General features: G+C 64.6%; 13 protein-coding genes. 10 read left to right on the top strand and 3 right to left on the bottom strand.

Annotated features, from left to right (window positions below; all coding sequences use genetic code 11):
- Positions 1-22: 22 nt before the first annotated feature.
- From ACNQS7_RS19345 to ACNQS7_RS19320, 6 genes are all read left to right on the top strand, one after another.
- Positions 23-1333 (top strand): amidohydrolase family protein, encoded by a 1311-nt coding sequence (locus ACNQS7_RS19345; protein WP_306237526.1) that lies wholly within the window; start codon positions 23-25, stop codon positions 1331-1333.
- Positions 1330-2523 (top strand): acyl-CoA dehydrogenase family protein, encoded by a 1194-nt coding sequence (locus tag ACNQS7_RS19340; RefSeq protein ID WP_418013814.1) that lies wholly within the window; start codon positions 1330-1332, stop codon positions 2521-2523. Before ACNQS7_RS19345 ends, ACNQS7_RS19340 begins: the two co-directional genes overlap by 4 nt.
- The gene (locus tag ACNQS7_RS19335) at positions 2513-3592 is read left to right on the top strand and encodes an acyl-CoA dehydrogenase family protein (RefSeq protein WP_418013813.1); all 1080 of its coding nucleotides are present in this window, start codon (positions 2513-2515) and stop codon (positions 3590-3592) included. The genes ACNQS7_RS19340 and ACNQS7_RS19335 overlap by 11 nt, the downstream gene beginning before the upstream one ends.
- Complete coding sequence (locus ACNQS7_RS19330; protein WP_418013812.1) at positions 3589-5685, top strand: CoA transferase; 2097 nt, start codon at positions 3589-3591, stop codon at positions 5683-5685. The genes ACNQS7_RS19335 and ACNQS7_RS19330 overlap by 4 nt, the downstream gene beginning before the upstream one ends.
- 67 nt (positions 5686-5752) lie before the next feature.
- Positions 5753-5908, top strand: a complete 156-nt coding sequence (locus ACNQS7_RS19325; RefSeq protein ID WP_418013811.1) for a hypothetical protein — start codon at positions 5753-5755, stop codon at positions 5906-5908.
- The gene (locus tag ACNQS7_RS19320) at positions 5905-7023 is read left to right on the top strand and encodes a thiolase family protein (RefSeq protein ID WP_418013810.1); all 1119 of its coding nucleotides are present in this window, start codon (positions 5905-5907) and stop codon (positions 7021-7023) included. The genes ACNQS7_RS19325 and ACNQS7_RS19320 overlap by 4 nt, the downstream gene beginning before the upstream one ends.
- Positions 7024-7033: 10 nt before the next feature.
- Here ACNQS7_RS19320 and ACNQS7_RS19315 read toward each other — a convergent pair whose 3' ends face one another.
- Positions 7034-7585 carry a TetR/AcrR family transcriptional regulator gene (locus tag ACNQS7_RS19315; RefSeq protein ID WP_418013809.1) on the bottom strand — a complete coding sequence of 184 codons (552 nt, stop codon included), beginning with the start codon at positions 7583-7585 and terminating at the stop codon, positions 7034-7036.
- Between the two features lie 193 nt (positions 7586-7778).
- Between ACNQS7_RS19315 and ACNQS7_RS19310 the strand changes: the two genes are divergently transcribed.
- Positions 7779-8993 (top strand): cytochrome P450, encoded by a 1215-nt coding sequence (locus ACNQS7_RS19310; protein ID WP_418013808.1) that lies wholly within the window; start codon positions 7779-7781, stop codon positions 8991-8993.
- A 41-nt stretch (positions 8994-9034) separates the two neighbouring features.
- Here ACNQS7_RS19310 and ACNQS7_RS19305 read toward each other — a convergent pair whose 3' ends face one another.
- Entirely contained in the window at positions 9035-10255 is a 1221-nt protein-coding gene (locus ACNQS7_RS19305) for a CaiB/BaiF CoA transferase family protein (RefSeq protein ID WP_418013807.1), read from the bottom strand.
- A gap of 14 nt (positions 10256-10269) precedes the next feature.
- Positions 10270-11601: a cytochrome P450 gene (locus ACNQS7_RS19300; RefSeq protein WP_418013806.1), complete on the bottom strand. Its 1332-nt coding sequence runs from the start codon at positions 11599-11601 to the stop codon at positions 10270-10272.
- Between ACNQS7_RS19300 and ACNQS7_RS19295 the strand changes: the two genes are divergently transcribed.
- From ACNQS7_RS19295 to ACNQS7_RS19285, 3 genes are read left to right on the top strand one after another with little or no spacing between them, the layout of a single operon-like run.
- On the top strand, positions 11581-12816 hold the full coding sequence (locus ACNQS7_RS19295) for a CaiB/BaiF CoA transferase family protein (RefSeq protein ID WP_418013805.1): 1236 nt from the start codon (positions 11581-11583) through the stop codon (positions 12814-12816). The two genes, ACNQS7_RS19300 and ACNQS7_RS19295, sit on opposite strands and share 21 nt — an antisense overlap.
- Positions 12813-14036, top strand: coding sequence for a CoA transferase (locus ACNQS7_RS19290; RefSeq protein ID WP_418016061.1), 1224 nt, complete (start codon positions 12813-12815; stop codon positions 14034-14036). Before ACNQS7_RS19295 ends, ACNQS7_RS19290 begins: the two co-directional genes overlap by 4 nt.
- Before the next feature lie 40 nt (positions 14037-14076).
- Positions 14077-14505 carry a VOC family protein gene (locus tag ACNQS7_RS19285; RefSeq protein ID WP_418013804.1) on the top strand — a complete coding sequence of 143 codons (429 nt, stop codon included), beginning with the start codon at positions 14077-14079 and terminating at the stop codon, positions 14503-14505.
- Positions 14506-14538 lie beyond the last annotated feature (33 nt).

Below are 14538 nucleotides of genomic sequence, written 5' to 3'. Positions count from 1 at the left end.
TTTAGTAGTTTAAAATTCAGGTGTGATTGATCCTCTCGATCTGGTACTGATCAGTGTCGACGACCACACCATCGAGCCACCCGACATGTTCGCCGGACGCGTGCCGAGTCGCTTCGCCGACCTCGCGCCGCGCATCGTCGAGGACACCGATGGCGTGTGCTACTGGGAATACGACGGTCTGCGGCTGCCCAACATCGGGTTGAACGCGGTTGCCGGCCGGCCTAACGACGAGTGGGGTTTCGAGCCGTCCCGCTTCGACGACATGAGAGCGGGGTGCTACGACATCGACGCCCGGGTCAACGACATGGACGCCTCAGGCGTCCTGGCGTCGGTATGTTTCCCGTCGTTCCCGACCATCTCGGGTGCGTTGTTCACCTACCAGGGCGACCGTGAGGTGTCGGAGGTGATGGTTCGCGCATACAACGACTGGCACATTGAGGACTGGTGCGGCCGCCATCCGGACCGCTTCATCCCCATGGGCATCCTGCCGCTCTGGGACCCGACGCTGGCCGCCGCGGAGGTGCATCGTCTTGCGGGACTGGGTTGTCGGGCGGTGACCGCTCCGCAGCACATCGGTAGCTACGGACAGCCGCCGTGGCAGGACCCGCACTGGGATCCGCTGTGGGAGGCGCTGTGCGAAGAGAACACCGTGGTGAATATTCACATCGGCACGGGCGGCGGCGTGCCCGTGCCGTCCGATCAGACCACCTACCTTGCTTATAACTCGATGCTGCCAATCGATACGCAACGGTTCACGGCGGACCTGTTGTTTTCGCCAATCCTGATCAAATTTCCCACCATCAAGTTTTCACTCTCCGAAGGGGGCATCGGCTGGATTCCGTTCCTGCTCGAGAGGTTCGAGGACATCTACGCGCGTCAGCGGGCCTGGACGGGTGACGATCTCGGTGGCGGTCTGACCCCTACCCAGGTGTATCGCCGCAACTTCATGTCCTGTTTCATCCGGGACCGGGTGGGCATCGAAATGCGGGACCGAATCGGTGTCGAGACCATCTGTTGGGAAATGGATTACCCGCACTCCGACAGCAGCTGGCCCGACGCGCCGGAGCAACTGGCTGCCCAGCTGGACGGCTGCACTGCGGCAGAGGTCGAGGCGATCACGTGGCAGAACGCCGCGCGCGCGTTCGGCTACACCGGTGTCGACCGGCTCGGCCGGTCGAACTGCACGGTTGGGGCACTGCGACAGAGAATCGTCGACCTGGATCTGTCGGCACCTAAGGTAGATGCCGGCCGAGCACCCAAGGCCGGCGCCACCGCAATCACCTACGGCGAGATGAAACTGCGGATGGCATCGATCCTTCGTGGTGGGGCGTGACCGAGCCGGACTACGGGGTCGTCCTCAGCGATGCCGACCGCGCATTCCGCGACGAGGTGCGCGAGTTCATTGCCGCGGCGCTGACCTCCGACCTGCGGGGGCGCGGCCATGACAAGACCGACCATCTGGTTCGAATGCGCCTGTGGCAGGAGCGACTTCATGAAGCGCGCCTGGCTGCCATCTCGTGGCCGAAACAATTTGGCGGCCGCGGCGCGGGTCCGGTTCAGCAGCTGATTTTCAACGCCGAGATGGCTGCCGCACACGCCCCCGAACCCATCAACCGCAGCGCGATCAACCAGCTGGGGCCGACCATCATTCAGTGGGGCTCCGAGGAGCAGCGCGCCAATTACCTGCCGAGGATTCTGTCTGGCGCAGATGTCTGGTGCCAGGGTTTCAGTGAACCTGAGGCGGGTAGCGACCTGGCCGCATTGAGGACGAAGGCCGAGATCGATGGTGACGAGTTGGTGGTCACCGGGCAGAAGATCTGGACGTCCAAAGCTGAGTATGCGGACTGGATCTACATTTTGGCTCGCACGGACCCAGCGGCGGAAAAGCACGCGGGTATCAGCTACGTCTTGGTGCCTTTGAGTTCGCCGGGAATCGAGATCCGTCCCATCCGGCAGATCACCGGGCAGGCGGAGTTCAGCGAGGTGTTCTTCGATTCAGTACGGGTGCCGCGAGCGAACGTGGTCGGGCCGTTGCATGGCGGATGGCGGGTGGCCAAGTCGACTCTCGGCTACGAACGCGTCGGCCAGAGCCGCACTCACCGCATCGAGCGACGGCTCGCAATTCTGGTCAAGATGGCCCAGGACGACAACGCGCTGACGCGGGATGGGTTGGACGACAGCTATGTCGCCGATCGCATCGCTGGTTTCGCTGCCCGGGTTGAAGCGCTGCGCCAGATCTCGGCGCAGGCCACCGCCGCCGGTGTCCGCGGTGTGAGTCCCGGACCCGAGGCCTCGGTGGCCAAATTGTTGACATCCGAAGTCGACCAGGAGATGGCTAACTTCGGGCTGGACCTCGCGGGGCCATCTGGAACCCTGGATGGCAACTCGATCGGCACCGCGAAGGGGGGCAACGTCGCTCAGAGCTACCTGCTGATGCGGGCAGCGACGTTCGGCGCGGGCACCTCGGAAGTGCAACGCAACGTCATCGCCGAGAAACTACTGGGGTTGCCACGTGACCCTTGACTCGGCCCATGGGTTGGACGACATCGCCGACACGGCCGAAGACCTTGCAGCTCTGCGGGATTCGGCTGATGATGTGCTGCACCGATCCTGGTCGCTCGCAGCTTTCCGGGACATGCTTGCAGGTCCGGTATTCGAGCCGGGGTTATGGCGGACGGTCGCCGACCTGGGCTGGCCGGACGTGCTGGTGACCGAGAACCGCGGCGGCGGAGGCGGGGTCCTGCGTGAGTTGTGCGTGCTGGCGGAGGCGTCCGGCGCCGCGGCAGCCCCCATTCCGCTGGCGGGGGTGGCCGCGGCTGCCTGGTGCGCGGACCGCTGCGTCGACGGCGTCGTTCTATTACTGCCAACACTTGGCGAACGCACCGGCGTCGGTGTCTCGGGAGTGTGGCCGGTGGTGCCCTACGGGGCGGTGGCAGGCGCCCTCGTGGTGTGCGCGGGTGCGGGTGACCGGGCCGTGCTGGGGTTGGTCGACATCAATGGGGTAGGGGTCAAGATCGAGCCGCTGACACCGCTGGATCACAACCCCGCCGCGCGAATTTCATTGCACGAAGCACCAATCGACGTCCTTGCCGAAGGCCGGCACGCCGAGTCACGCCACCGTGGGGCAGTGCTGCGCGCACAGATCACCCAAGTGTCGGAACTGGTCGGCATTGCGGCGGCCGCCAACGACACTGCAACGGAATACGCGAAAATACGTCGAGCCTTCGGCCGGCCGATCGGCGCGTACCAGGCGATCAAGCATCGTTTGGTTGACCAGAGGTGTGCGATCGAGATCGGTCGGGCGCTGGTCAGCAGGGCCGCTGATGCGTGCCAGGACGACCATCCCGATGCCGCCGCGCTGACGTCGCTGGCAGCGTTCTGGGGGATCGATGCGCTGCGCGCAGTGGCCGAAGGCGCCACGCAAGTCTTCGGCGGCATCGCCTTCACGTGGGAGCACGACGCGCATGTGCACCTTCGCCGGGCAGCCACCTCCGCTGCCTTGCTCGGTTCCCGCGCCTATCACCGCCAAGCGGTGACGCGCTGGCTAGGGGCGGGTAACCGCCTCACCCGTGAGGGGACTGCCGGCGCATGACGCACTTCCTATCCGGTGTGACCGTCTTGCAGCTTGGCGACGGCATTGCAGGAGCGGCTGCGTCGGCATTGCTGGCCAGCCTCGGTGCTCGGGTCAGCCGGGTCCCTCGCGGTGAAGCGCCCGGCCGTGCCGGTCCGATCATCCGCGGAAAGGCCGGTCCCATCGCCGCCGTCGATCTGATCCTTGATCGGGGCAAGCGGATCATTGCGCCGGCTGACGAGTCTTTGCCAGTGATAACGGGTTTCGACATCGTGGTCGTGGACCACGACCGGGTGGTCGAACCGCCGGCGGCCGACGAAGCCGTGGTGGTGTGCATCACCCCATTCGGGTTGCACGGACCGCGGTCTGAGCAACCGGGCGGCGAGCTTGTCGCCCAGGCCGCGGGGGGAATGCTCGCGACGATCGAAGATGCCGATGGAACACCGGTGCCGGCACCGGGCTATGTGGCACTCAAGGCGGCCGGAGCGGTCGCCGCCCTCGCGGCGCTGCACGGCCTGGACGAACGCAACAGCACGCAAGCTCCGGTCCTGGTCGACGTGTCGGTGCAGGAGGCGGTTACGTTCGCCGCCGCCCTGCCGGAGTGCGCCCATGTGCTCTACTCCTGCCCCGGCAGGGCCGGCAGCGGCCGCTATCTCGCGCCGTCCGGACTATTCCGAAGCTCTGACGGCCTGGTGCGCATCACCGCGGTCGAGAACCACCAGTGGCGCGGTTTGATTGCCGCGCTGGGTCATCCGGGATGGGCCGAGGGGCTCGATGAGCGAGACGCCCGCATCGAGCACTCGGACCTGATAAACCAGCACGTGACCAGGTGGGCCGAAACTCGCGACAAAGAGGGATGCGCAGCACTGTTGCAGGCGCACGGCGTGCCTTCCACGCCGGTGAACACCCCACGGGAGATTCTGACTTCACCCCAGTTCATTTCGCGCCGAGCGGTGTCGGAGGCAGACCTGGCGGGGACTGTGTTATCGGTGCTCGCGCCGCCATGGCTGGTGACAACGGCAGGGCGGATCGGCCGGCATCGGACCGGGCGCCTCCGGGATCTGCGGATCGTCGAGGTGACTCATGTGCTTGCGGGTCCGATCATCGGTGCGCTGCTCGGTGGCATGGGGGCTCAGGTGCTGAGGGTCGAGGATGCGGAACGCCTCGACATCTACCGGCGCACCGGCCCTTTCGCCAACGGCGAGCCGGGCGTCGAGCGGGGCGCCTACTTTGCGGTGTCCAACCACTCCAAACAGAGCCTGCTCATCGAGTCCGCGAGCGCCACTGCCGATGTGGCTGCCGTGTTGGTGGATTCCGACGTCCTGATCGAGAATGTCGGTGGGTCGCGTTTGAAGCGCCTGGGTGTCAACCCGGACGCGATCGCGGGTTCCGGCCGGCTCGCGGTCCGGGTTTCAGGCTTCGGTGCGACGGGTCCGATGGCCGGGTATCGGGTGTACGCCAACAACGTTCAGTCCTACGGCGGCTTGGCCGGGCTGACGATCGGGCCCGACGGGTCCCCGGCACGGCTGGGTACGGTTCTTGCCGACCCGTTGTCGTCGATCGTGGCCGCCGCCGTGATTGCAGCCTGGGCTGTCGGGCCGCAGCGCGACAGCGGCGCTCTGATCGATCTCTCCATGGCCGAGGTGGTCGCTTTCACTGTGGCGGAGTACGTGGCCGCAGCTTCGGCGCCCGATGCGATCGCTGACAACCCGACACCGCCGCACCGCGGCGTGTACCAGGCCGCCGACGGGCGTTGGGTGGCAATCGAACTCATTCGCCCGCAAGACTGGCTGCGCCTGGCTGGAATAACTCGCGACGCTCGAGAGCTGCCCGACCTGGTCGCGGCAGCGCCGGCGGCTGACGTGGCCGCCCGCTTCACGGCCGCTGGGGTGCGCGCGGCCGTGGTGCAGCGCGCGGAGGACCTGGTGGCTGACCCGCATCTGGCTGCGCGCGGCTTCTTTCCCGAGATCACCCATCCCGATCCCGCGATCGGAACGGCGCGTCTGGTCGGTTTGCCATGGCGATTCGCGGGGCGTGGCCCGATTCGGTTGAGGCCACCGCCGGCGCTGGGCAGTGCGAACACCCGCCACGAAAGGATCACCAGTGCAACCTGACTCGCACCCGGCTACGGTGTGGGCCGCGACATTCGTCCCCTCGAAGTCGCCGATCCCCGGATACGGCATGGACGGCTACAGCGTCGCCTGGGTCGACACCAGCGACGGCCGCCTGCAAGTGCTCGTATCCGGGCCGCGTCCATCACCCGGGACTGTCGGCAGGCTGGTCGAACGCGAGCTGAATGAAACGAAAATCCATTTTTTCGAGGCGGATTTGACGTGACCGGCACGTACATCGCGGGTATCGGCCTCACTCCTTTCGGTCGGCACTCCGATCACCCGCTGGCCGACCTCGGCGTTCTGGCGGCCAGAAAGGCGCTCACCGACGCAGATCTCGACTATGACGCGGTCGGCGAGGTCTTCACCTCGTCGTCGATGGCGCCGCCCCAGACCGGCTTGAGAGTGGCACACCGGCTCGGCCGCACCGGAATTGCGGTTACCGCGATCGAAAGCGCCTCAGCCGGCGGGATGGTCGCGTTACGGCACGCCGTCTGGGCTGTCAGCTCCGGCCGGTGCAGCACCGCGTTGGCCATCGGCTACGAGAAGACCACCGCGCTGGAACCGGGCGGAGTGGTGCCGGTGGCTGTCGATTTCTGGGATCGCTTTCCGCCGCAGTTGCACTACGCCATCGAGGCGACCCGGTGGCTGCACGACTCCGGCAGCAAACCTGAGGTGATCGGCGCCGTCGCGGCGAAGTCCTACAACCAGGCGCGGCTGAATCCGATGGCGGCGCGGCGCAACGAGAACGAGGTCACCATTGAGCAGGTCATGTCCTCCCGAACGGTAGCCGAGCCGCTGACGAAGATGATGTGCCACGCCTCGGTGGATGGCGGCGCCGCGATCGTCGTTACCCGGCAACCCCGTTCGCGATCAGTGCCCGTTGCCGCAATCGAGCAGACCAGCTGGCCGAGCGACCCGTCCTGGCCGCTGGCCGGACCGTGCGTGGGCCCGCCCTCGCAGATCACCCTGACCGCTGACCGGGCGTACCAACATGCCGGAGTCACACCCACCGACGTGGGCATCGTATCGCTGCACGACATGTGCGCCAGCGAAGAAATCACCGCTCTGATCGCACTCGGCCTCGCGGACGTCCGCGGGGTGGCGGAGCTGGCCGTCACCGGCGAGCTGGCCAGTGGGGGCCGGTTACCGACGAACACGGACGGCGGGTGCCTGGCCCGCGGTCATGCCTTTGGGGCGACCGGCTTGGCCCAGGTGGCAGAGGTCGTCAGTCAGCTTCGCGGCGAGGCAGATTCGCGGCAGGTCGCGGATCCCCGTATGGGCTTGGCACAGGCGATGGGTGGCGGTGGCTCATGTGTTGTCGCCGTGCTGGGCCGGTGATCTGAATTGGTCAGGCGTTGCTGAATGACGAACTCACGAAGCGCTCCACCATCTTTCGTTCAGCCACCGGGTCTTTGAGTGGCCAGCACCAGAGCGACAGAAAGACGTGAATAAGCCACTGTTCAGCGAGGGGGTCACGCTGGTTTAGTCCGAGCATCTCAGCGGCGAAGACAGCTATGGAGGGTGTAGATGTCAGCCATTCGCTGCCGGGCGCCAACCGCACCGATCGCATGAGCTGGACCAGGGGATCTGCTCGCATACGTTGCAGGGCAACGATTGTGGCGGTAACGACTCGATCCGTCCCGCTGAGATCCCTGATCGCATCGCGCACCGTCTCCAGAATGCGGGTAGCTTGCTGGGTGACGACGGCGTCCCGGATCGCCGCCTTGCCCCCGGCCCGTCGGTAGATCGTTGCCGGTGAGCAATGAACTCTGGCCGCCAGGTCCTCGATGCTGAATGCCTCGTAGCCTGCTTCGGTGATGAGCTCAGCGGCCGCGCTGTAAATACGCCTGGCCGCTTCATTGTTCCGGTCCCCGCCGAGCAACCAGTCGTCATGTGGCATGTAAGCACCGCCTATCGAATCTGCAGAGCAGAGAAGTTTTCTCGCGAAGTGAGAAATTCTGGTGACTTTTATCAGTCTAATCCGCTGATGTTCGGGTGTGAGCTGAGGTGCCGGCCCGACCGGTGAAAGAGAACGTTTATCAACATTGTGCCCGCGTGTTGACGACTCGCTTGGGCGCGGTCAGCCTGAGTCAATGGCCGTTCTAGCTGATCCGACCAGTTTCTTCGGGGCTGAGTCGCTGCAGGATCCGTACCCTCTGTACGACCGGATGCGCGCGCAGGCGCCGGTCCACCGGATCGGTGACTCGGAGTTCTATGCCGTTTGCAGTTGGGATGCGGTAGTCGACGCGGTCAACCGAGTGGACGACTTCTCGTCCAACCTCACCGCGACCATGGTCTGTCACGAGGATGGTCGCGTCAGTGCTCTGCCGATGATGGAGGCGGGAAGTTCATCGCACGCGTTGGCCACTGCTGACGACCCAGCGCACGCGGTACATCGCAAGATTTTGTTGCCGCACTTGTCTGCGAAAAGGGTTCGTATTATTGAGGAATATGCGGGCCGAGTTGCGGATCGTTTGTGGGAGGAGAACTTGGCCCACGGGCAGATCGAGTGGATGAGCGCCATAGCGAATCGGTTGCCCATGATGGTGGTTGCCGAACTCCTGGGGTTGCCCGATACCGATGTCGACGATCTGATCCGTCTGGGCTTTGCCACGACCACGTTGCTCGACGGGGTGGTTTCACAAGCCCAGCTCGAGGCGGCCGGGGCCGCTGCGTTCGCATTGTCCGCCTACGTCATGGAACATTTCGAAAAGTCTGGCGGTTCAGACGAACACGGGCTGATCCCCGACCTGGCCGCGCGATACGCCTCCGGTGAGATAGACCAGACCGTGGCCATGGGAATCATGCTGACGCTGTTCAGTGCCGCGGGGGAGTCCACCGCATCACTCTTGGGTAGTGCCGCGTGGATCCTTGCCGATCGTCCCGAGATCCAGCAGCAGTTGCGCGCGAACCCTGATCTGTTGAACGCATTTCTCGAAGAGGCACTGCGCTACGAGCCGCCGTTCCGCGGACACTACCGGCATGTCTGGCGCGATACCACGTTAGGAGGTGTCGAGGTCCCTGCCAACGGCCATCTGTTGTTGATGTGGGGAGCGGCCAATCGTGATCCCGCACATTTCGACACACCTGATCAGTTCCGTCTCGATCGGGCCGGAGCGCGAGGTCATGTCACCTTCGGCAAGGGTGTGCACTTCTGCGTCGGTGCGGCACTGGCGCGATTGGAGGCGCAGATCGTGTTCCGGATGCTTTTGGAGCGGACCAGTTGGATCGAAGCGACTGATGTCGGCGAGTGGCTGCCCAGCATTCTGGTAAGACGGCTGGACCGTCTCCAACTGAAAACCTGCTGATTTAACGGCTTTGCTGCGGCCGGCGACTGTCGCGCAGCCGGTCAGCCGATTGCTCCACTGTCCTTGAGCGCGAGGATCCGGTCCCAGTCTCCACCGAGTTCAAGCACCAGTTGTTCGGTGTGTTCGGCGAACTCCGGCGCCGGCCGCAATTGCAAGTGCGTTTCATCGAACATCACCGGGCTGGCGACCAGATCGAATGACTCGCCGTCGCGTTCGATCGCCACGATTCCTCCGTTAGCACGCACTTGGCGGTCGGCAGCTACCTCCGCTGTATTGAGCACCGGCGCCCACTGACCGTCGAAGTCCGCCAATGCCTTCCGCCAGTACTCCAACGGCTGCGCGGCAATTGCGGCACGGAACCGCTCGGTCGCTTCCACGGCATTCGTCGCCAGCGACTCGTGACTGGCGAACCGATCGTCAGCGGCGAGTTCGGGAAGTCCGACGCATGCGCAGAAGTCGGCGAAGTAGCGAAACGCCTGCAGCGTCGACAATCCCAGGAACCGGCCGTCACTGGTGCGATAGAAGCCGGTAAGCGGATTGTGTGGAGTCACATTCGCGCCGGCCGGATTAGCGACCCACGGCTGCCCACTCATCAGGGCGGCATTGACGGCCACCCCCATCGCCCAGACGCCGACTCCGAGTAGCGAGATGTCCACGGTTCGGGCCACACCTGTCCGTTCGCGCTCGAACAACGCAGCAGCGATGCCACCGGCGATGGTCATACCACCGATCGAATCCCCGTACGCCGGGCCCGGTTGGGCGACAACGCCATCGAGGTCGCTAGGAGTGGTACTTGCCGCGCCGGCGGCGCGACTCCAGAACCCGGTCATGTCGTAACCGCCCTTGCCGCCTTCGTCGCCCAGCGGACCGTAGGCACTGCCGCGCGCATAAATGATGCGGGGATTAATGGCTCGCACGTCGTCGACGTCAATCTTGAGCCTGGTGCGCGCATCGGGCAGGAAATTGGTCAAGAACACATCGCTGGTGCGCACCAGGTCCATCAGCAGCGTGTGGCCGTCGGGTGTCGAAATATCGAGTGCGATCGACCTTTTGCCACGATTGGCGTGTTCCATGACCGGATTGCGCGCACCTTCGACGGTGATGTTGCCGAGTTGACGTAGACCGCGCTGGGAGTCGCCGGTGCGCGGGTGCTCGACCTTCACAACGTCGGCGCCCCAGTCTGCCAGTACCGCTCCCGCCGCCGGCACGAACGTCCACTGGGCAACCTCCAGAACACGCACACCGTCCATTGGTCCAGTCATATCTGCATGGCCCCTCAGCGGTAGTTCAGCACGACCGGAAGATGGTCGTGTGTATGCACCAACGCGGAGGCGCGCGGCACGCGCTCACCGGTCACGCGAAGACCGCTGGCGCGCTTGACGATCTCTTCCAGTAATAGCCGCGCCTCGCGCCGAGCGAGCGCGGCTCCCATGCAGAAGTGCTCTCCGACGCCGAATCCCAGGTGACCCGCGGCATCCTGGCGAGTGATGTCGAACTGCTCGGCGCTGTCACCCCAGTGATCGGGGTCGCGGTTCGCGGATGCGTAGGCAAGGAGCAGTCCGTCACCTGCCTCGATGGTGGCGCCGCGCATCTCGACGTCGTGGGCGGCTTGCCGCGCCATGCTCATCACCGGTGTCCAATACCGCAAGACTTCTTCGACCGCGTTGCCGGCGAGACCCGGATCGGCGAACAACCTGTCGGCCTGTTCAGGGTTCGCATCAAGGCAATCGGCGATGCCGGCGATCAGGCTCTGTGTCGTCTCGCTGCCTGCCGCCAGCAGTGTCAGCGCGTAGATCATGACCTGCGCATCGTTGAAGGGCTCGCCACCGACGGTCACTTGCGAAAGCATCGTGAGCAGGTCGTCCTGAGGGTTGCTCTTGCGCTCAGCCGCCAGGTTCAGGAGATATGGACCGATCTGGTCGAAAATCAACGCCATGTCGTCGTCCGTGGCCAACCCGCTGCCCACGTTGGCGATGGTGGTCGCCCAACCCGCGACTTTGGGCCAATCCTCTTCGGGGACCCCCAGCAGGTAGGCGAATACGAACACCGGAATAGGTTCGGCAATGCGCTCTATCCAATCGAATTCGCCGTTCGGCAGGTCGTCCAGGGCCTCGTTGACGACTTGGCGCACCCGCGCCTCCATCTTTGCGACGGCCGCCGGCGTGAACCGGACGCCGATGGCCTTGCGGTGCGCGCGATGCTCGGGCGGATCCATGAACATGATGCCCCGGGTCTGGTAGCCCTGTGGGTCTCGTCCTTCCCGGTGCGCGATCAGGTCCATCATGATGCCGATCCGTTCGGATTTGAACTTTTCCGGGCGCGCCGAGATCCCCTTGATATCTTCGTATTTGGTGACGACCCAGAATTTCCCCTCGTCATACCAGTGGACCGGATCGGTGGCACGCAACTCCGCGAAGGTCGCATTGGGTTCGCCGAGATAGAAGTCCGGGTCGTCGAAACGGGCGGCTGCGATCGTCACCATAGAAGTAAACAATAGAACATCGAGTGTCGATCTGCGAACTGCTGACTGGTGGCAACAAGGCGACATGGAGTAGCAGCAGAACAAAATCTGTTTTATTGTTGCATTGTGACTGCTGCCCTGTCTCATCTCCGGGTGTGTGACCTGGGCGGGCAACTGGCGGGTGCGGGCGCCACGAAGATCCTGGCGGCGTTCGGCGCCGAGGTGATCCGCGTGGAGGACCCGGCGACCCGCGGCATGTGGGACGCGCTACGTGGCGTAGGGCCGTTCGTCGACGATCGGCGAGGCGTCAACCTCGGCGCAGGCTTCAACAACCACAACGTCGGGAAGCTCGGGGTGACGATCAATCTTCGCGCCGACGCCGGAAAGGAGTTGTTGCGCGAGCTGATCGAGGTGTCAGACATCGTCTGTGAGAACTTCGCCGCCGGAGTCATGGCGAGAATGGGCCTCGGCTACGACGAGCTGCGTCGAATCAAACCCGATATCGTCTACGTCTCGAACTGCGGGTTCGGCCACACAGGACCCTACCGTGACTTCAAGACCTGGGGGCCCATCGTCCAGGCACTCAGCGGTCTGACCTTCTCGGCCGGGTTGCCCGAAACAGAACCCGCGGGATGGGGGTTCTCCTATATGGACCATGTCGCCGCCTACTACATGACGATCGCCATCCTGGCCGCGGTGCACTACCGGGAAAAGACCGGCAAAGGCCAGCATGTCGACTTGGCCACGGTTCCGGCCGGGGTCGCCATGCTGCCGACCGAGGTGCTCGACTGGACTGTGAACCACCGTCCCGCCCGCCGGCCGGGCAACCCCGCCGGCAATCGCGCCGACTTCGGTGAGATGGCGCCGCACGATATCTTTCCCTGCCTCGGTGACGACCGGTGGATCGCCATCGCGTGCCGCGACGACCGCGACGTTACGCTCCTGGCCAAGGTACTGGACGAGCCGGAACTCACCGCAGATCGATTCGCCACACTGCAGGAACGGCTCACCGGCGCAGACGAACTCGCGGGGTTGATCAGCGCACGCACGCGGACCAGGGAAGCCACACTTCTGGCAGGCGAACTCGTTGCCGCCGGCGTGCCGGCCAGCGTCGTGAAATCTCCGCGAGAACGGATCGACGAGGATCCCGACCTCGCCGCGTGGGGCCTTTTTCCCACCGTCGTGCACCCGGAGATAGGGACGGTTCGCGTTGAGGGATTACCGATACGGCTCTCGGCCACGACGTGGAGCATCTCGCGTGCCGCGCCGTGCCTGAGCGAACACAACCGGAAGGTATTGGGTGGTCTGCTCGGGCACAGTGATGTCGAGTTGGCCGAGCTGACGAAGCAGGGTGTGATCTGAACGCGCTAGCCGGAATTCGCGTTGTCGAGTTCAGCGACCAGTTCACCGCCATCGGTGCTCGCCTGCTGGCCGAGCTCGGTGCTGACGTGATAGTCGTTGAGCCACCGGAAGGTTCGGCGCATCGACGGCGACCTCCATTTGTCGGTGGCGAAGCGGACCCGGATTTCAGCCTGCGGTGGTGGAGCGGTAACGCCGGCAAGCGTTCGGTGACTGTCGACGCCGACATCGACGGGCCGGTGAGATTGCGACGGCTGATAAGCACCGCCGACATCGTCGTTTCGGGAGCGGGCACGGCCAGTGTGGGACCACTCAGCTACGACAAGTGCGCACTCGACCACCCGGGCCTGATCTGGGTTGCGGTAACCCCGTTCGGATTGGACAGCGTCCGGGCAGGCCAGCCCGTCACCGACCTCACCATGCTGGCCGGCGGAGGACCGGTGTGGAACTGCGGATACGACGACCATTCGCTGCCGCCTATTCGTGGAGCGGGTGAGCAATCGGCCAATCTCGCCGGCCTGAATTGCGCGATCGGAGCCCTGGTTGCACTGGCGCACCGGGATCAGACGGGTACGGGGCAGCTCGTCGAAGTGAACGTCAACGCTGCGTGCAATGTCAGTTCGGAACAGACGACCTACCACTGGCTGGTCAACAACGAGACGTGCGTTCGGCAAACCGGCCGGCACGCCTACTTCACGCCCAGCCAGCCGACGCAGGTGTTGTGTGCAGACGGCGCTTACGCCAGCACCGGCGTGCTGCCGCGCAAACCCCCGGAGTATGCCAATCTGCTCGCCTGGCTCGACGATCTCGGCCTGCGCGACGAGATCCCCGAGGCCGTCTTTCTCGAAATGGCCGCCTCTCGTGACGTGCCGGTGGATATCGCGATGATCGGCGCCGACGACGAGACCACCGCGATCTTGACCGCAGCCCGGGATGCGATCACGTTGATCGCCAGCCGGATGCCGGCAAAGCAATACTTCCTTGAGAGTCAACGGCGTGGGTTTCCCGCCGGCGCAGTGTTGTCACCCGAGGAGGCCTTTGACGACGAGCATGCCGCGGCCCGGGGGTTCCGGGTCCCGGTGAACCATCCGGAACTGGACGCGACGGTCGATTATCCCGGTGTGCCCTATGTTTTCACTGCCAGTCCGGCCGTACCCCCATCGAGGCCACCGCTACTCGGCGAACACAACGAACTGCTCGATCAACTTCCCGACCAAAGCTGATCGGAGACATCGTGCAGGCACCTGTCGAGGGGAGCTTCGGTTGAGCCGCCTCACTCACATCGGTCTGTGCGTCTCGGACCTGGAACATTCAGTTGAGTTCTACTGCACCGCGCTCGATTTTCAGGAGGTCGGCCGGATGCACGTGACCGGGGAGGAGACGGCGCAGTTGCTGGACATACCCGGGTTGGTCCTCGATCTGGTCTACCTGCAGCGCGATGGTTTTCGCCTGGAGTTGTTGAGTTACTACGATCCCGGGGTTGACGGCGACGGCAGCCCGCGGCGGCTGAATGCGCTGGGCCTGAGCCATCTTTCGTTTCGCGTTGCCGACGCCGACGAATTGATCGCGAGGATCGAGCGCTGCGGCGGGCACGGTTGGCCGGAGCGGACGGTGAAATTCGACGGTGGCTACCGTGGCTTGATGGCAACCGATCCGGATGGCACGTGGATCGAGCTGATCGAGACCGGCTAGTCAACTAGTCACCAAACGTCCGATTGTTCCATC

It is taken from the genome of Mycobacterium sp. 23, from assembly GCF_048287075.1.
In the GTDB taxonomy this organism is placed as follows: Bacteria; Actinomycetota; Actinomycetes; order Mycobacteriales; family Mycobacteriaceae; genus Mycobacterium; species Mycobacterium gordonae_B.
Note: the sequence above shows the minus strand (reverse complement) of the source record. Positions and strands in the feature narration are given on the sequence as shown.